The organism is Chryseobacterium cupriresistens, from assembly GCF_046614675.1.
GTDB lineage: Bacteria > Bacteroidota > Bacteroidia > Flavobacteriales > Weeksellaceae > Chryseobacterium > Chryseobacterium cupriresistens.
The window spans coordinates 60,963-78,857 of sequence record NZ_JBKKJT010000009.1; the positions used below are offsets into that span (position 1 = coordinate 60,963).

A 17,895-nucleotide genomic window follows, 5' to 3' on the forward strand; every position below is an offset into this window, starting at 1 on the left:
AATAAATGAATGTTATGGAAGTAATTGATGTTCTATTGTTTACTGAGTAAGATAGGAGATACTGATATTACCTTTTGATAATCTAAAATCCTGGGTATATTTACATCTTAGCCTGAAAGTTTCTCCGGCAGCAAAAGGCTGTATGCCTGCAAGCTGATGATATACTTGTGTTGTCCTCTCTCCATGTCCTGTTGATACTGCTGAAACTAAGTTTTGGGTATCAGCCTCTCTCTGTAGTTGTGACGTTGCAGTTCCTGCTGTCTGATTAGTTCCGTTGAGGTTTAAATCATATGTAAAATAGGTTGCTACATTGTAGAAACCTGCTTTCTTGACAGTAAATATCCCGGTGTTTGCATCGTAGGCAATAAAATTATTATCTATTTTGTTAACGATATTATAAATAAAATTTTGAGCAAAGTTTTCAAAGGTTCCGGTTAAATGGCTTCCTGCATAGCTTCCTGTATTTGGTGATATATCGTCCTTATTGGCTACAAAGACTACTTTTAAAAAATTCTGAGATTCTATAGTTCGCCAGGTAGGAGCTGTTCCTGCACCATTTGAACTTAAAAATTCGCCTTCTCTACCTGCGGTACCCTGTATATTTTCAGAGCCTCCTACGTTCAATTCTTTTACCAGCTGCAGTGAGCCGTTGACATGCAATGTTCTCTGGGGAGTTGGTGTTAATATCCCAACTTGTGCATTGGCTAAAAATGACATGACTAAAAACAATGTCAGTAATAAATTTTTTTTCATTGGATTGAGTATTTGTTGTTGGTAGTGCTAAATATTTGTGTTTTCAATTTTAAGGCAGCAGATAAGAAATGCTGATATTTCCTGATGCTAATCTGAAGTTCTGGGTATAAACACATCTGAGAGAAAAGGTTTCTCCGGAATTAAGAAACTTGATACCTGTCAGTTGATGATATATACTTTCTGTTCTTTCTCCATGTCCTGTCGACATTGCTGAAATATAATCACTCGTATCTGAACTTCTCTCAAGTCTGGATATTGCCGTTCCTGCTGTCTGATTGGTTCCGTTTAAACTCAGGTTATATGATAAATAAGTTGAAATGTTATAATATCCGGCTCTGCTAACAGTAAATATCCCTGTATTGGCATCATACGATACATAATTATTATCTATTTTATTGACGATATTATAGATATAGTTCCTGGATGGTGCTTCATAGTTTGTTGCGCTGCTGCTTCCTGTATAACTACCGGTACCAGGTGAGATATTTGTTTTTTGCCCCGTAAAAACAATCTTTAAAAAACTTTGGGATTCTATCGTTCGCCAGGTTGGTGATGTACCGGCTCCATTAGAACTTAAAAACTCTCCCTCCTTTCCTGCAGTACCCTGTACATTTTCAGAACCTCCTACATTTAATTCTTTTACCAGTTGTAACGAACCGTTGACATGCAGTGTTCTCTGTGGAGTAGATGTCAAGATCCCGATCTGTGCATTGGCAGAAAATGCTGTGATTAGAAACAATGTAAGAAATAATCTTTTGATCATCGGATGTATATTTTGTGATTATAGAGAACAAAATTATTTTTTTTTTATAATCCGTGATTTGCAAAGAAGTGAATAGAATTGAGTGATAGGATGATTTACATGTATCAAAAAGGCTTGAAATAATTATGCAACTTAATTATTTTTTTTAAATATCACTATTTTGTGATTTTTATATTTTTTTGTAGATATTTATCTACCCAATTTGCAATTATAAACAGATTGGTATCTATTCCTTTTTTTAATCAATGTTAAAATCATCAAATTATATTACCTAGAAACTCTTATACATTTAATGTATCAGTATGAAGTTTTCAGGAGAATAAGAAATGTAAATAGTACCTATATAAATGAAAAATATGGCTTTTCAATAAAAGCCATATTTGTTTTATCGGTAAAAAATATGAGTCAAAATTTGAATGATTAAATTTTATTAAAACTGATTTGAGGCTATAAAGCTCATCATTAACTATTTCATGTGTAAAACTTAAAATTTCATTCCTACTCCGGCAGAAATCCTTCCACCATCTGAACCATAGAAATAATTTAATCTGGCAGACATCATTTCTACAATACTCAGCCATACTCCAGCTCCGGCAGACTGATGCCATTTTCTGGAATTTTCATGGTCATTCCATACACGGCCGATATCATATCCGATAAGAATACCCATGTTGGCAGGAGCAATATTATTTCTTACCCTTCCAAAATCCCATCGGATTTCTGAGTTATTGGTAAAATAGGATCTTCCTGAGAATCTTTCGTTTCTGAAGGCTCTCATTCCATTATTACCTCCGATAGCCGCTGCCTGATAAAATTCAAAATTATTGTTATTGATCCACATTACATTGCTGGAATTGGCGAATACAAATTTTCCTTTTTTATCAATCCTGTGGTCAATGGCCAGTTTTCCTTTTACCGTTACGAAATTCTTATTGAAATCAGAAAGAGTTGCTTTCCAGTCTGCATTCAGCATAAATTCCAGTCCCAGAGTAGGGAAGGCCGTATTATCAGCATTTTTATAACCAAAAGTATAATTGGCTCCAACAAACTGCTGGCTGTTGAATACTCCAGGTCTCACATCCGGAGACTGGTTGATGAAACGGCCGGCTTTTCTTTGTACTTTATTATCTTCAAAAGTCAATTGAAACTGGTGGCTGAGATTCATCCAGCTCTTTTGAGAGATGGATGGAGCAAAGTTGAACTTGGAAATTCTGGCTCTGTTATATTCTCTTTCTGTTTCTTCCTTATCATACTCACTTTCATTGGAAAGTCCAAAGAAGTTTTGAGAGAACCTTGGAGTCGTATAAAATGCATCAAGGTTAATATCCCAGCCTGAGATGGCTTTTTTAAATACTCCTTTGTAGGTAAGGCTAAATCCTGCTGTAGCTGTATAAAAATTAGCTTTTAAACTGTGCCTCTGAGTAAATGGGTCGCGGATAAAATTATTTACTGTGTAATTGGCCAGGACGCCTACGATCACACCGTCATCCGGGTTGTAATCCAGGTTTGGATATCCTGCAACGGAATTATATTTAGGATGCTTATAATTATAGCTGTTAATGTCATAATCATCTGTAATATTCTTGGTTGCATTACCGGCATTATAGGTGTTTTTCTGAGATTTAAAATCATAAATCTTCACTTTTCTTCCATCAGCAACGTTATAGGTATCATGATTATATCCACCAATCAGCCGGATCGTCATTTTAGGATTTCCGCTTCCGGTTACTACATAGGTATCATCATCTTCCAGTCCGTAAATCCATAATTCCTTTGTTTTTGAATCATGATAGGTTTTTTCAAAAACAAGTTCATTCTGATCTTTATTCTTACCCAGCTTATATTGCTGCACTAGGACGGAATGTCCGTTTTTGGTGATGACAAACTTATCAGGATTTACCGTTCCTGCCAAAGGAACTTTTTTCTGCAGTACATCATAATACTGAGCGGCATAGCTCTGTAGTTTTGTCTTTCTTATTTTCAGTTTTCTCTGAATTTCATCGATGGTTTCATCCTGCACTTCTTTCGGAAGATTGTGGAAAGCTTCATCAATATCCGCATCAGTCAGATGCTCCTGAATATATTTTGCCTGGGTTTCCCATTCATTCTGGTCTGCCCCTTTTAAGAACACAAGATCCATCGGATAAGGTTCCATAGCGAGCCATTTTACACTGCTGATATCTTCTGTAAAGGTTTTCATGTGACGAATGGCAGGAACATTCATAATGATTCTGAAGGCTGCACCATCATATTTACTGAATGCCTGATCCCTGTCTTTAGGAATAGGTTTATAGATTACTTTATCACCCGCTTCATATTCTGCCCATTTCCACTGGTCCGAATGTCTGTCCCAGTCACCAATAAGCATATCAAACAACCTTGCTCTGATATAAGATTCTCTGTCAACAGAATATTTATCGCTTTTGTTAAGATTTTTTAGTACATCATCTGTAGAAACGATATCTTTTGCATGATCCAGATAAGCCAATGTTTTAGGATCTGAAGAAAAACGCTCTTCAATCATGTACATTTCGTCCCCGTAGTTTTCATTATACCTTCCCAAAGCTTGCTGCTTAGGAATGTAATACAGCTTTGGATTACTATGGAAAATACCCAGCTTTTCCGACATGTTTCCAATCGTAAAAGGGGTAAACGGATGATTGGTTGTGTAAAAATCCAGCAGGAATTTCTCAGGAAATGTATCTGCAAGTTCTTCTCCTAATGTACTTTTCTGAAAAGCCATATTGTTAAGAAAGCGGATCGCACTTTTTTTCACACCGCGCATTACAAACTCCTGTCCATCTGCAGACTTCAGTCGTAAACTGTTGGATTGATTTCCTCCACCTTCCCTGAAAGGAATATACCCTCCGTTCAATTCCGAAAGATTGGCGGTTGGTGCTTCAATAGGAATTCCGTAGTATCTTCTGTAATGATCGCCCCAAAGCCAGCGGTAAAACTTTCTTTTTTCAGTTAGCTGTACCGGGTAAATGGTGGAAGAAAATGTGGCAGGAAAAGAATTAGGGAAATTATTGACGAATACATCCGGTTTGGAAATCACGGAAATATGAGTGAGCTTTTGAAGTTGGGCATCTTTGGTTGAAAAATACTCAACATCTGTACTTTCATCTTTTCTGAAATTTAAAACCGCAAAACCACTTCCTCCGTAGGAAAAGTCTGTTTTTTCTACAATGGTAGACGGGTCTGTTTTAGAGCCTGCGCCACTAATAATCTGTCTTAAATTTCCATCTTCGTGATATTGCAGATTATGATCATGACCGGATACGAAAATAATGTTTTCCTTATCCTGAACAATACTTTTCAGTCGGTTGGCCAGATCTGCATAATGTTGATTATTGATATCTTCGGGGCTGGCTCCTGAGGAACTCCTTAATATATTGATGACACTGGCCACTACAGGTACAGGAATTTTACTCTTTAAAGGGAAAAGATGAGATCTTGCAGAATTAAAACCTGCATGTGTTCCGCTGCTGATGATAGGATGGTGTAAAGCAACAATTATTTTTTTGCCCTGATTTTTAATGATCAGGTCTTTAAACTCGGTGAAAAAATCTTCACGGGTTTTGATGTTACAGTTTTTGTTGATTCCAGGATAATTATCCCAGTTTGCTATCACCCATTTTGTATCAATGGCAATAAGCTTTATATCTTTAGAAACATTGATATCATCAATAGGGCAGCCATTTTTCGGAAGGAAAGCTTTTTTATCATCAAGATATTTTTTAACCAGTCCTTCCTGGGTATTCAATCCTTCCAGTCCATTGTACCAGTCATGATTCCCGGGAATTACTAATGTTTTTCCCTTGAAATTTTTGGTGATAGCTAGCTGATTTTCCAGTTTTTGTTTTGCCAGGGCATAATCTTTATCTGTTTCTTTGGGCATACCATTAGGGTAGATATTATCGCCCAAAAAGATCAGCATAGAATTGCTGTCGGCAGAATCCAGCTTACTTTTCAGTAAATTCAGTGTTTTTTGTGCCTGAGGTTCATCTGCATTTCCTGCATCTCCAATCAGAAAAAGTTTAAAATCACTTTCAGATTTTATTTCGGAATCTTTTACTTCAAATAAGTTTTTGCCCTTTTGTACGTTATATGTAGCACAGGAATAAAGAGCTCCTGCGGACATTACCGTTCGAAGAACAATAGAAGTATTTTTTAGATGAGTTTTAAAGGATAAATTCATAAATTTACATTAACAAAATTTCAGGGATGAGCATTTTACAAAAAGCTAAAAATTATGTTGAAATCTTATTCAAAGATAAGTTATCTTCAGTATATTTTTATCATAATTTTATCCATACTGCCTATACCGTTAATAAGGCTGAGGAAATCATGAAAAATACCCCTGTTTCTGAAGAGGATCAGGAAAAGGTTCTTGTTGCATTATGGTTTCATGATACAGGGTATATAGAATGTGCCCTGAACCATGAAGAAAGAAGTGTGGAGGTGATGAAAGCCTTTTTACATCAGGAAAATTATCCTGAAAACTATATTGCAGATGTTGAAAAACTGATTCTGGCTACGAAAATTCATTACGAACCCCAGAATTTACTGGAAAAAATTGTAAAAGATGCTGACTTCAGCCATTTTGCAGGTCATGATTATAGTGATATTTCTGATGCTTTGAGAAAAGAATGGGAACTAACGAATGTAAGATGTTTTTCCAATGAAGAATGGAATGCCGGAAATCTGGATATGTTAAAAAATAAGCATACTTTTTATACGGATTATGCTAAAGAAAACTGGGAACCCCTGAAAAAGAAAAATATTAAAAAAATCGAAAAGAAGCTGGAAAAAGAAGAAGAGAAAAAAGAAAACAAAAAGGAGGCTTCGGAAGGTAAAAAAGAAAAAGAAAAATCGGACAGAAGTGTAGATACCTTATTCAGGGTGACACTGAACAATCATACGAGACTAAGTGACATTGCAGACAGCAAAGCCAATATTCTTTTATCGGTAAATGCCATTATTATTTCAGTGTGTCTTTCCGTGCTTGTGCCGAAGCTGGATGCTCCTAAAAATTCACATCTGATTCTTCCAAGTTTCATACTATTGCTGTCAAGTGTACTGACGATCATATTTGCGATTCTGTCTACAAAACCGAATGTAACCAAATCAACATTTACTTCTCAGGATATTGCCAACAGAAAAGTAAACCTGCTGTTCTTTGGAAACTTTCAGCAGATGTTGTTTGATGACTATAACAACGCCATGAAAGACCTTATTAAAGACAGGGATTATATTTATGACTCAATGGTGAAGGATCTGTATTATCTCGGGAAAGTTCTTAACAGGAAGTACAAACTTTTATCCATTACCTACAAGATTTTTATGGCTGGAATTATTATTTCCGTTTTATCTTTCGGGGTGGCTTTTCTTAGTCTTTAATTAATAAACATCCACACAAATGATCGTCAGACAGCGTACGAATTGGCTGAAAATGTTATTTATATGGAGAGGATCCGTATTGAAGAAAATTGTTGTTCAGCTTACCATTATCACGCTGTTTTCATTGGCTATCTATTTTTTCAAAGGAAAAATTTTTGATTATAAAGTACATCTCAATCCTACTATTTTTACATTAATAGGACTGGCTCTTGCCATTTTTATGGGATTCTGTAATTCTGCAAGCTATGACCGTTTCTGGGAAGGCCGGAAACTCTGGGGATTACTGGTCATTGAAACCAGATCCCTTACAAGACAGATCCTATCGCTGGTAAACGATTCTTCGCCTGAAGCTAAAGAGGAAAAAGAGAAAATCATCAAGCTGATCTCTGCATTTGCATGGTCACTGAACTTTCAGCTGAGAGATAAATCTGGTACAGAACATCTTGAGAGACTGCTTTCATCAGAACAATTGGAACAGGTGAAGAACAAGAAATTTATTCCCAATATTATTCTTGGTTTTATTGCAGACTGGCTCAACGAACAGAATAAAAAAGGAAACATTGATACCATTGTCATGACTTCCATGGATCATCAGCTGAACCAGTTTTCTACTATTTCCGGTGGGTGTGAAAGGATTTACAATACACCATTACCCTTTGCTTACAGTGTTTTGCTGCATCGTACCGTTTATTTATATTGTTTCTGGCTTCCTTTCGGGCTGGTAGATACGTTGGGATGGATGATGCCATTGATCGTTCTGCTGATCAGTTATACCTTTATTGCTCTTGATGCCATTATTCAGGAGATTGGTGAACCTTTTGGTGAAGAGGAAAATGACCTTGCCCTGAACAGCATCTGCCGTACGATTGAGTTTTCTATTTTTGAGCAGGCAGGAATTCCTCAAGGGGAATTGAAGAAGCCGGATACTTATTTTGTGGATTAAAGAAGCATCATTTTTATTCCTGCGGAAGTGTAAAAGAAACCCTTAACGCCAGCAATCCAGTGATTCCCTGAAGATCCTCTACTCTTAAAAATTCTACGTCATGCTGCAAAACCTCTTTTTTCTGGAGTTTCGAAATATAATCTAAATATTCCTTCTGATTTTCCATTCCGAAATAGACAATGGTGATTTTTCCGGGAGCGGTGATACGCTCGGAAGAATCTTTCACATGGGCTTTATCCAGACGTTTTTTAATAATCTCGTAATAGGAATTGTAGGCTCCGTCTACATCAAAACGTTTTTCATCCATTCTGAAACGGATGTCTATTTTTTCATTATAGACGAAAATCAGTGAAGCAATATCAAGTGGTACCGGAAGATACTTTTTGAACGACTGAAATTCAAGTTCCATTTTACAGATGGTTTTCAATTGCCAGTATCTCAGTTTGTGGACTACTTTTGAAGTATAGTGCAGCTCAGGAGCGATGGTAGAACCAATATACAGATTGTGTTCCACACCGTCAGATTTAAACCTTTCATAATAATGCGGAAAAATTTCCTGCGCTTTTACCTGGCTTTCATCCAGCATATCTGCCAGTTTCCGGTTAACAAGCGTAATAGAATCATCAAGTTTTTTTCTGTGGTGATAAAACAGATCCGTAGAAGTAAAGATATGTGAAAAGTAGTCTTTGATTTTTGTTTTTATTTCTCTGGAGGTTCTTACTTCCAGTTTTCCCTGTAAAAAAGGATGAATTTCTTCCCTTAATAATCTCTGAAAACGTTGTTCCGTATCCGCTTTGATCTCATTGTTGATCTCATTTTCAAAAACATCCAGTGCCAGTATAAATTTTTCGGAATCCGAGTTGGTGAGTGTCAGAATTTCGTTCAGCCATTCAATCTGCTGGTTGAGATCCTGCAGCATCAGATTAAAACGCTTTTCAGAAGAAGAACGGATATCCGAAACCCCAAACAACGGGGTAAGATTTTTGAATGCAATCTGTTTTAAAGTATATATTTTTTTTCCGAGCGATGCCGTAAAATATTTCTCAGCTTCATTTCTGAACTTCCAGACCACACTGTCGTGGATGGTTGTATACTCACGCTGAATAATGGCTTCTATCTGATAGTTTTTCTCAAAGTAAAACCTGTTCAGAGAGAAGAGAACCATATCAGTGAAAAACTCCAGTTTTTTAAGTTTTAAGCCATTGAAACTTCCGGCAATCGGAGAGGTGAATTCCATGATCGCAAGGAGTTCTCCATCTTTCATGATAGGAATTACCATGAAACTGTTGACATTATTGTCTTTTAAAATACTGAAGGAAGGAAGCAGCTTGACATTCTCTTCCAGGTTGTTTACATTGGAAACAACGACAGGCTTTGAATTATGATTTAAATTATTGAAGGTACTCTTGCGGGTTTCTTCATCAAATGCATTGATCCAGAAATCAAGAATGTGATTTGTGAGAAGACTTTCGTAAATCGGAAGTTTATCCAGTTTCTGTTCCTTTTTGTTGAACGTCATCAGTCCGAAGCTCAATTCTGGAACATCAAAATAAGATTTGAAAATTTCAGTCAGATTTTCATTGGGATTCATATTTTCCGGATCAATTTCAATCATGCTGGATTTCAGATCGGAAAGGGCCACTTCAGAGGTACAGTCTACCAGTGAAATAATGGTAAATCCTTTCAGTATCCACGATTGTGAAGGGAAATACTTTTTCCAGAGTTTAAAATCATCAAGATTTTCCAAAAGCATATCCAGAATATCATCAGATGGAATTTTGGCATCTTCTGTAGGAGTAATTTCCGTAAAATCTGAATTGACCGTAATTTTATAATGCTTCATGATTCCCTGCTTATTCGGGATGTCATAATAAAACGGAAGTGTACTTTTAATATCTTTTTTGAAATAGCTCTGAAGAATCAGACAACAGCAAAATACATAGAATTCATTATCTGAAATATTCCTGAGTTCTATTTCGAAATCTTTTCCTGCATCTTTCAGAATATCTTTAAATCTTTCGGTATAGTTAAAGGTAATGTTGGAGAGCGGAATACTTGCTGCTTTTATTTCGTTTCTGGTGAGGCCTGTCGGGAAAAGGTCTGCAAGAAGCAGCCTGATGAGGTCTTCGTATTTTTCAAGAAGGGCTGTATCCTGAAAGCCTTCTCTAAGGTCTTTAAAATTTCTGGTGCTCTCTAGTAATGACTCTGCATAATTGACCCTGTATTCCAGTCTGTCATTATACCGGATATGTTCCAGAACATCCAAATATTTTTTGAATGATATATAAACCTGAAAGGGAGAGTCTTTTTTATAGAGATTAGCCAAGAGCTGAAAAATTTAAAGTAAAGTTATGAAAAAAGCAGAATATTGATCGTGTGGAATTTTTATTTTATTGTATATAATTTGCAGGTGCTTTGGGAAACTCTGCAAGGTATTTTATAATTCTTTACTGTTTTTTATATAGACAGAATATAGATTTACTGATAAACAAAAATTGTAACTTTTTTGGGTAAGATATTAATTATTTAAATAAGATAATAAAAAAGCACAACTGAGAAGTTGTGCTTTTTATATTGTAGAGTTCTGATTTTACAATCCGAACATTCTTGCAAATAGATCCGGGAAAACTCCAAGGATGATGATCAGGGCAATAACAATTACTGCAATGATATTGTATGTAAGAGTTACTTTTTCTGACGATTTGAATGTTGATTCTTTAAAGAAGAACATTGCAATGATCAGTCTTAGATAGTAAGCAATGGATAGGGCAGAACCTAACACAGCTACCAGTACTAAGAATGCAGCACCGTTCATCGCTTGGGAGAATAAAGCAAATTTCCCCATGAAACCAGCTGTTAACGGAACTCCTGCCATTGAAAGCATTGAGATCGTTGCTGCTGTTGCCAATAAAGGTTCTGTTTTTGCCAATCCTTTGAAAGCTCCGAAAGACGTTTCTCTTTTTAATTTCTCTACCCAGATCAGACACATGAAAACTCCTACTGTAGATAAAGAGTAAGCAAACAGATAGAAGGCAAGGTTATAAGTAGAAAGACTTGTCATTCCGAAGAATACCAATCCGATATATCCTGCGTGAGATACTGAAGAGTATGCCAGCATTCTTTTTGCATTCGTCTGAGCAAGACCCATAACGTTTGCCAAAAGTAATGTAATGATTAAGAATACCCCTAAAACATTAATCCATTCGTGAGTAACCCCAGCGAAACCAAGCGTCATCAATCTGAACAGGGCAAAGAATCCTGAGATCTTTACTACACTCGCCATGAAAGCTGTGATTAATGAAGGAGAACCTGCATATACATCAGGGCTCCACATATGGAAAGGTGCTAAAGCTACCTTGAATGCCAATGCGCAAAGAATTAGTAATACTCCTAAGATAAACATTACATTTCCAGCATTTGCTACTCCAAAGTCGTGGATTTTGTACAGATCAAAACTTCCTGCACTTCCATAGATGAACGCAATCCCAAACAGTAAGAAACCTGTTGCGAATGCACCCATAAGGAAATATTTAATAGAAGCTTCGTTGGATCTTAAATCCGTTTTGTTAGCTCCAGCCATTACATATAATGGAATAGAAAGGATCTCAACTCCTAAGAACATCGTCACCAGATTCTGGTATCCGAAAAGGATGATCCCTCCACATAATGCGAATAGCATCAATGCATATAATTCTGACTGGTGGCTTCTGTGGTTGCTGAAAGCAAAACCGCCCAAGAAGAATAACAATAATGTTGTTACGATTGATATTTTAGTGAATAATGCGGTATTGTCACTGTACTCATACATATGCTTGTAATGGTCGAAAAACGAACATTCCGGCATAAAACTTACGTACAATGCGATGATTAATCCCAAAATCCCAATGTATCTTGCGAATTTTCCTTGTTCAAAAACTCCTGAAAATAACGCAATAACTGCCGTTAGGAAAACAATAATTAAAACACTCATTTCTTAAAATATCAAATTAACTTACCATTGATTGGTAGATAAACTTCACCGAACTACTCACCATGTCGATTACCGGCTGTGGGAAAATACCTAGTAAAATCACAAAAACCGCTAAACTTGCCAATACAGAAAATTCCACACCTGATAAATCTTTTGCTGTACTTAAAACGGCTTCATCTCCTTCTCCAAACATTGCTTTTCCGTAGAATCTCAATAAATACACCGCACAAAGAATTACCGTAAGACCAGCAATTACTGCTGCTGTTCCGTTAAAATCATAAACCGATTTCAACAAAATAAATTCCCCGATGAATCCATTGGTTAATGGAACTCCCATTGAACCTAATATAATGATCAGGAACAACACCGCAAACTTAGGTGCTACTTTAGCTAGACCACCCATTTGTCTGATGTCTCTTGATTTAAATCTCTTATATAAAATATCACAACAGTAGAATAATCCTACCACGTTGATACCGTGAGCAAATGTCTGTACCAAAGCTCCTTCAGCACCTTCTACATTGAAAGTTCCTCTTAAAGTAACTACTGCTGAAGCGAAGATCCCTGCTACCATCAATCCTACGTGAGAGAAGGAAGAGTATGCAATGATTCTCTTCATATCCGTCTGGATAATAGCGATCAAAGCTCCGTGAACAATTCCTACAATAGCAAGAATAATTACGATCTGTCCGGAAATTCCGGCAATCGGAAGCGGAGTGATTGGAAGTAAATAACGCATTACACCATATACTGCCATCTTCAGCATGATCCCTGATAATAACATAGATCCCTGAGTAGGAGAGTAGGTATACGTGTCAGGCTGCCATGTATGGAAAGGGAATACCGGTAATTTCACTGCAAAAGCAAAGAAAATAAACCAGAATACCACAGTCTGCTGTACTTCGTTAAGCTGTGCATTGTATAGATCAGTTAAAGCGAATGATGCAGAGTGGTTGTACACATAGATCAATCCGGCTAACATAAATAATGATCCCACGAATGTATATACGAAGAATTTCGTAGTGAACTCAAACCTTTTATTCTCTTGTCCCCAAAGTCCGGCAATGAACCAAATTGGAATCAAAGTTACTTCCCAGAAAATGTAGAATAACAATCCGTCTAAAGAAGTGAATACTCCTACAAGACCAAACTGCATCAACAGAATCAGTCCGTAGAATGTATTTCTATAGTTTAGATTTTCGTTGAAAGATGATAAAATAATGATTGGAGCCAGAATATTGGTCAGTAATAAAAGAAGCATGCTCATTCCATCGATACCGAAGTGAAGAGAGCTCTTCATAAATTGTGACCATGGATAATTGATTTCATGCTGCAATACGCTGTCTACTGTCGGAGTAAAATCAAAATCCGAAAGTACGTAGAACGTAAGGAGCATTTGTACCAATGCAATTCCAAGCGCCAAATATTTGCTGGAATTATTCTTCCAGGCAAAAACTAATCCCGAACCTACTAGAGGTAATAGTAATAATGTTAATAACAAACAAGACATTATTATTGTAATAAAAAGTTAACAATTAATATAATTCCCACCGCTAAAGACATGATAAGGATATATGTCTCTACATTTCCGTTCTGTACACGCTTCATAGCTTTTCCGCTGTCTTCAGCACCATCACCTACAAAGTTTACAAAACGGTCTAAGATACCCTTATCAAACATTTTTCCTCCGCGTCCTAATCCTTCAACAGTTTTTACAATCAATGCGTTGTAAAGTTCGTCAACGTATAATTTCTTAGCAGAAAGCTTTTCCCATCCGGTATAGTTTTCCTCTGCAACAGCCATCTTTTTCTTACTTACATAAGTATTTCTAACGATGAACCATACAGTGAAAAACATCAAGACTGTAGCTGCTAATAAGATCATTTCAGTATTGAAAGGTACTCCTGAAAGAGTAGCTTCCATCTGGCTGTAGCTTTGTTCCGTAAGAACCGGCTTTAACCATTCCATCAGTTTGGCATAATGCCCGTGACCGATGAAGTGTGGCAGGTTGATAAAACCTCCGATTACAGAAAGAATTGCCAATACGATCAATGGTAATGTCATATTTGACGGACTTTCATGTAAGTGGTGTTTCTGTTCTTCAGTACCTCTGAATTCTCCATGGAATGTCAGGTAGTATAGTCTGAACATATACGTTGCAGTCATTGCCGCTAAAACAAATAAGATTACCCAGTAAATCGGGTTTTTAGCGAAAGCTGCTACTAAAATTTCGTCTTTAGAGATCATACCCGATAATAAAGGGAAACCTGAGATGGCTAATGTTCCGATAAGGAATGTAGCGTGGGTAAGAGGAATATATTTTTTAAGGCCTCCCATGAAACGCATATCCTGTTCGTTGCTCATAGCATGGATTACAGAACCTGCACCTAAGAATAATAACGCTTTAAAGAATGCGTGTGTCATTACGTGGAACATTGCTGTTGTATAGGCACCAAGACCTAAAGCGATGAACATAAATCCAAGCTGTGAAACAGTAGAATAAGCCAACACTTTTTTGATATCGTTTTGACGAAGTGCATAGAACCCTGCCAAAGCAGCGGTTAAGAAGCCGATGAATAAAATTCCTCCCTGTACAGTTGGTGCTAAAGTAAATAAGAAATTGGATCTTACTACCAAATAGATACCTGCTGTTACCATCGTTGCCGCGTGGATCAACGCTGATACAGGAGTTGGTCCCGCCATCGCATCCGGTAACCATGTATATAATGGAACCTGAGCAGATTTACCGGTAGCACCGATGAATAAACTCGCTGTGATAAAGATAATCACTGTTCCGTCTAATTCAAATTTTGAAGCGTTTTCTGCTACAGAAAGATAATCTACAGCATTGGTTTGAGAAGCGATCATGAAGATACCGATCAATAACGCAAGGTCACCAATTCTGTTCATGATGAAAGCTTTTCTTGCTGCTTTACCATATTCTTCGTTGGTATACCAGAATCCGATCAACAGGTAAGAACAAAGACCTACACCTTCCCATCCAATGAACAGGATAAGGTAGTTGCTTCCCATTACTAAAAGTAACATCGAGAAGATGAAAAGATTCAGGTAAGTAAAAAACTTGTAGAATCCTTTATCATGACTCATATATCCGATAGAGTATAAGTGGATCAGTGAACCGATACCCGTAATGATCATTACCATCATTAAAGAAAGCTGATCAATCTGGAATCCAAAATTAATCTGAACTCCGTTGACTCTAAACCATTCAAAAGCTTTTACAATGACAGGCTGGCTTTCAGAATTGAAATTCATGAAAAGGCTTACTGCAATACAGAAAGATCCGAAAACTACAGCAGTAGCCAGAGATCCTACCAATATTTTTGGAAGATTTTTCCCGAACAGCCCGTTAATAAGAAACCCTAAAAGTGGTAAAAGTACTATTGCATATACTAGATTCTCCATTCTTATCCTCTTAATTTATTAAATATACTCACATCTACAGAACGGGTGTTTCTATATAGCATAGCAATAATTGCCAGACCTACTGCTACTTCAGCCGCTGCTACCACCATAATGAAGAAAACTAAAAGTTGTCCGTCGCCGTTGCCTTTATACGCTGAAAAAGCTGCCAATAAAAGGTTTACAGAATTCAGCATAAGCTCTACACAGCCCAGAATCACAATAGCATTTTTTCTAAGCAATACTCCCATTACTCCCAAACAGAATAATACTGATGAAAGAATGATGAAGTAGTCCAAAGGGATGCTTTGTATAAATGTATTTACTTCTCCCATAATTTTATAAATCTTTTTTACCGATTAATACCGCGCCTACAATACCTGCCAGAATTAGGATGGAAGCAAGCTCAAACGGTAAAACATATTCATTAAACAAAAGTCTACCCAGATTTTTCGTAAGACCTACCCCTCTGTCTACATTTTCAACAACAATGTGGTGGTCCTGAATTCCTCTGAATACCCCTAAAACTCCAATTAATAAAAGACATGCAGTAAAAACTCCAACAAATTTTAAAGTATTGTTCTTCTTACTTTCGTCTTGTTTATTAAGGTTAAGCATCATTAAGATGTAAAGGAAAAGTACCATGATGGCACCTGCGTAAACAATAATCTGGATGATTGCCAGGAACTGTGCATTGAGAAGAATGTACATTCCGGCAATTGAAAACATCGTAACAATTAATGACAAAATAGCATATAGAGGATTTCTTGCAAATACAAAATAAACTGCACTTGCCACAGCTAAAAACGCCACCAAGAAAAATAAAAACTGATCCATTATTTTACCGCATTTTTTTGTTTCTCGGATTGTCTTGTGGTGATATCAATCCTTTCATTTATTTTTTCAACTAATTTATCTTTTCCGTAAATGAAAGAACCTCTGTTGGTTTCTACGTCTACCAACCTGTCGGTAAGATAGATGGCAGATTTAGGACAAGCTTCTTCACACATACCGCAGAAAATACATCTTAGCATATTGATTTCATATACTGAAGCGTATTTCTCTTCTCTGTAAAGATGTTTTTCCTCTTTAGTTCTTTCAGCAGCAGTCATTGTAATGGCTTCTGCAGGACAAGCTACCGCACAAAGTCCGCAAGCTGTACATCTTTCTCTGCCTTCTTCGTCTCTTTTCAAAACGTGCTGGCCTCTCCAGATGGTGGTTCTTGGCTTCTGTACTTCCGGATACGAATATACTGCGGGAGCACCCTTTATCACGGTTCTTACAGCATGCTTAAATGTAATCCCCATTCCTGTAAAGATCGCAGGAAGGTAGATTTTTTCAGCAAGGGTCATTTCTTTATTGGAAACAACTTTTGATCTGTTTGTAAGTTTCATTTAATTATAGATATTAGATGTTAGACACCAGATTTTAGACTAATCTTGTCTGTTATCTTAATTTTTAATATTCAATATTCACACAAACCTAACAGGTTTCAAAAACCTGTTAGGTTTAGATAATTTAATTTCCAAACGCTAAAATTACAGCTCCTGTAATTAATAGGTTTACCAATGCCATAGGGATTAGTGTTTTCCATCCTAAGTGCATTAGCTGGTCATATCTGAATCTTGGAAGTGTCCATCTGATCCACATGAAGATCAGAATTCCGATTACTGTTTTCGTAAGGAATGCTACGATACTTAAGATTCCTGCAGCATTTTCACCCCAGTTCTGAGTTACCCATTCAATACCAGGATAGTTATATCCTCCGAAGAAAAGAACTACCATGAACGCATTGGAAATAAACATGTTCACATATTCTCCGAACATATATAAACCTAACTTCATGGAAGAGTACTCTGTAGAGTATCCTGTTACCAATTCAGATTCACACTCAGGTAAATCGAACGGGTGTCTGTTGGTTTCTGCCAAAGCAGCTACAAAGAAAACAAGGAATGCAATCGGCTGGTAGAAAATGTTCCAGTTCAATCCTGAAACCCATGGAATAACTCCCCATAATTTTCCTGTAGTCTGACTTTCAGTGATTTCTTTTAAATCCAAACTTCCAGACATCATAATGATAGAAAGAAGTGCTAATCCCATCGCCAATTCATAAGAAATCATCTGAGAAGAAGCACGGATAGCACCTAGTAATGAATATTTGTTGTTCGAAGCCCAACCTCCGATCATAATTCCGTAAACCCCGATGGAAGCCATACCGATGATGAAAAGTACACCAACATCGATGTTTGCTACCTGAAGATCAAAAGAAGTACCTGCAATATTTAAACTTTTACCCCAAGGAATAACAGCTCCTGTAATCAATGAAATAAACATTACCAGCGCTGGTCCTAATACGAAAAGGAATTTTTCTGCATTGGCAGGTGTAAAGTCTTCTTTGAAGAAAAACTTTCCACCGTCAGCAAGAGGCTGCAGCAATCCGAAAGGTCCGGCTCTGTTGGGACCAATTCTATCCTGCATAATAGAGGCAACTTTTCTTTCTGCCCAGGTAGAGTAGGCTGCAATCGTAAGTGACAGCAGAAAAAGTGCTAGTACAAGTATAAGTTTAAATGTAAGTAAATCCATTTTTATTTAGATATTAAGATGTCAGATGCTAGATGTCAGATTTAATTTGCTGTCTGA

At 36.9% G+C, this 17,895-nt stretch carries 13 protein-coding genes; 2 read left to right on the plus strand and 11 right to left on the minus strand.

The window, feature by feature from the left end; all coding sequences use genetic code 11:
• Positions 1-39: 39 nt before the first annotated feature.
• The 3 genes from ACLI50_RS19365 to ACLI50_RS19375 form a co-directional block, all read right to left on the minus strand.
• Positions 40-753 (minus strand): hypothetical protein, encoded by a 714-nt coding sequence (locus tag ACLI50_RS19365; RefSeq protein WP_202843697.1) that lies wholly within the window; start codon positions 751-753, stop codon positions 40-42.
• Between the two features lie 49 nt (positions 754-802).
• On the minus strand, positions 803-1,516 hold the full coding sequence (locus ACLI50_RS19370; protein ID WP_343643549.1) for a hypothetical protein: 714 nt from the start codon (positions 1,514-1,516) through the stop codon (positions 803-805).
• 484 nt (positions 1,517-2,000) lie between these two features.
• Positions 2,001-5,717 carry a metallophosphoesterase gene (locus ACLI50_RS19375; RefSeq protein ID WP_411414445.1) on the minus strand — a complete coding sequence of 1,239 codons (3,717 nt, stop codon included), beginning with the start codon at positions 5,715-5,717 and terminating at the stop codon, positions 2,001-2,003.
• Positions 5,718-5,743: 26 nt separating this feature from the next.
• Between ACLI50_RS19375 and ACLI50_RS19380 the strand changes: the two genes are divergently transcribed.
• A complete protein-coding gene (locus tag ACLI50_RS19380; RefSeq protein ID WP_343643554.1) occupies positions 5,744-6,919 on the plus strand; it encodes a Pycsar system effector family protein in 1,176 nt (391 codons plus the stop codon).
• A 19-nt stretch (positions 6,920-6,938) separates the two neighbouring features.
• The gene (locus tag ACLI50_RS19385; RefSeq protein WP_411414446.1) at positions 6,939-7,862 is read left to right on the plus strand and encodes a bestrophin family protein; all 924 of its coding nucleotides are present in this window, start codon (positions 6,939-6,941) and stop codon (positions 7,860-7,862) included.
• Between the two features lie 13 nt (positions 7,863-7,875).
• Here the strand turns inward: ACLI50_RS19385 and ACLI50_RS19390 are convergent, their stop codons facing one another.
• The 8 genes from ACLI50_RS19390 to nuoH form a co-directional block, all read right to left on the minus strand.
• Positions 7,876-10,188: a GAF domain-containing protein gene (locus tag ACLI50_RS19390; RefSeq protein WP_411414447.1), complete on the minus strand. Its 2,313-nt coding sequence runs from the start codon at positions 10,186-10,188 to the stop codon at positions 7,876-7,878.
• Positions 10,189-10,452: 264 nt separating this feature from the next.
• Entirely contained in the window at positions 10,453-11,832 is a 1,380-nt protein-coding gene (locus ACLI50_RS19395) for an NADH-quinone oxidoreductase subunit N (protein ID WP_411414448.1), read from the minus strand.
• 16 nt (positions 11,833-11,848) lie between these two features.
• The gene (locus tag ACLI50_RS19400; protein ID WP_110009636.1) at positions 11,849-13,342 is read right to left on the minus strand and encodes a complex I subunit 4 family protein; all 1,494 of its coding nucleotides are present in this window, start codon (positions 13,340-13,342) and stop codon (positions 11,849-11,851) included.
• Between the two features lie 2 nt (positions 13,343-13,344).
• Positions 13,345-15,258 (minus strand): NADH-quinone oxidoreductase subunit L, encoded by a 1,914-nt coding sequence (gene nuoL / locus ACLI50_RS19405; protein ID WP_062675589.1) that lies wholly within the window; start codon positions 15,256-15,258, stop codon positions 13,345-13,347.
• A gap of 2 nt (positions 15,259-15,260) precedes the next feature.
• Positions 15,261-15,590 carry an NADH-quinone oxidoreductase subunit NuoK gene (nuoK, locus tag ACLI50_RS19410; protein WP_002983557.1) on the minus strand — a complete coding sequence of 110 codons (330 nt, stop codon included), beginning with the start codon at positions 15,588-15,590 and terminating at the stop codon, positions 15,261-15,263.
• Positions 15,591-15,594: 4 nt separating this feature from the next.
• Positions 15,595-16,092, minus strand: a complete 498-nt coding sequence (locus ACLI50_RS19415) for an NADH-quinone oxidoreductase subunit J family protein (protein WP_202843683.1) — start codon at positions 16,090-16,092, stop codon at positions 15,595-15,597.
• Positions 16,092-16,649: a NuoI/complex I 23 kDa subunit family protein gene (locus ACLI50_RS19420; protein ID WP_002983553.1), complete on the minus strand. Its 558-nt coding sequence runs from the start codon at positions 16,647-16,649 to the stop codon at positions 16,092-16,094. The genes ACLI50_RS19415 and ACLI50_RS19420 overlap by 1 nt, the downstream gene beginning before the upstream one ends.
• A 124-nt stretch (positions 16,650-16,773) precedes the next feature.
• Positions 16,774-17,838 carry an NADH-quinone oxidoreductase subunit NuoH gene (gene nuoH, locus ACLI50_RS19425; protein ID WP_202843681.1) on the minus strand — a complete coding sequence of 355 codons (1,065 nt, stop codon included), beginning with the start codon at positions 17,836-17,838 and terminating at the stop codon, positions 16,774-16,776.
• Positions 17,839-17,895: the final 57 nt, after the last annotated feature.

Excerpts from the sequence above, each read along its gene's own strand:
- ACLI50_RS19400 (WP_110009636.1), bottom strand. The coding sequence starts at position 13,342 with ATGTCTTGTTTGTTATTAACATTATTACTATTACCTCTAGTAGGTTCG.
- nuoK (WP_002983557.1), bottom strand. The coding sequence starts at position 15,590 with ATGGGAGAAGTAAATACATTTATACAAAGCATCCCTTTGGACTACTTC.
- ACLI50_RS19380 (WP_343643554.1), top strand. The coding sequence starts at position 5,744 with ATGAGCATTTTACAAAAAGCTAAAAATTATGTTGAAATCTTATTCAAA.
- ACLI50_RS19395 (WP_411414448.1), bottom strand. The coding sequence starts at position 11,832 with ATGAGTGTTTTAATTATTGTTTTCCTAACGGCAGTTATTGCGTTATTT.
- ACLI50_RS19365 (WP_202843697.1), bottom strand. The coding sequence starts at position 753 with ATGAAAAAAAATTTATTACTGACATTGTTTTTAGTCATGTCATTTTTA.
- ACLI50_RS19385 (WP_411414446.1), top strand. The coding sequence starts at position 6,939 with ATGATCGTCAGACAGCGTACGAATTGGCTGAAAATGTTATTTATATGG.
- ACLI50_RS19370 (WP_343643549.1), bottom strand. The coding sequence starts at position 1,516 with ATGATCAAAAGATTATTTCTTACATTGTTTCTAATCACAGCATTTTCT.
- ACLI50_RS19375 (WP_411414445.1), bottom strand. The coding sequence starts at position 5,717 with ATGAATTTATCCTTTAAAACTCATCTAAAAAATACTTCTATTGTTCTT.
- nuoH (WP_202843681.1), bottom strand. The coding sequence starts at position 17,838 with ATGGATTTACTTACATTTAAACTTATACTTGTACTAGCACTTTTTCTG.
- nuoL (WP_062675589.1), bottom strand. The coding sequence starts at position 15,258 with ATGGAGAATCTAGTATATGCAATAGTACTTTTACCACTTTTAGGGTTT.
- ACLI50_RS19420 (WP_002983553.1), bottom strand. The coding sequence starts at position 16,649 with ATGAAACTTACAAACAGATCAAAAGTTGTTTCCAATAAAGAAATGACC.
- ACLI50_RS19415 (WP_202843683.1), bottom strand. The coding sequence starts at position 16,092 with ATGGATCAGTTTTTATTTTTCTTGGTGGCGTTTTTAGCTGTGGCAAGT.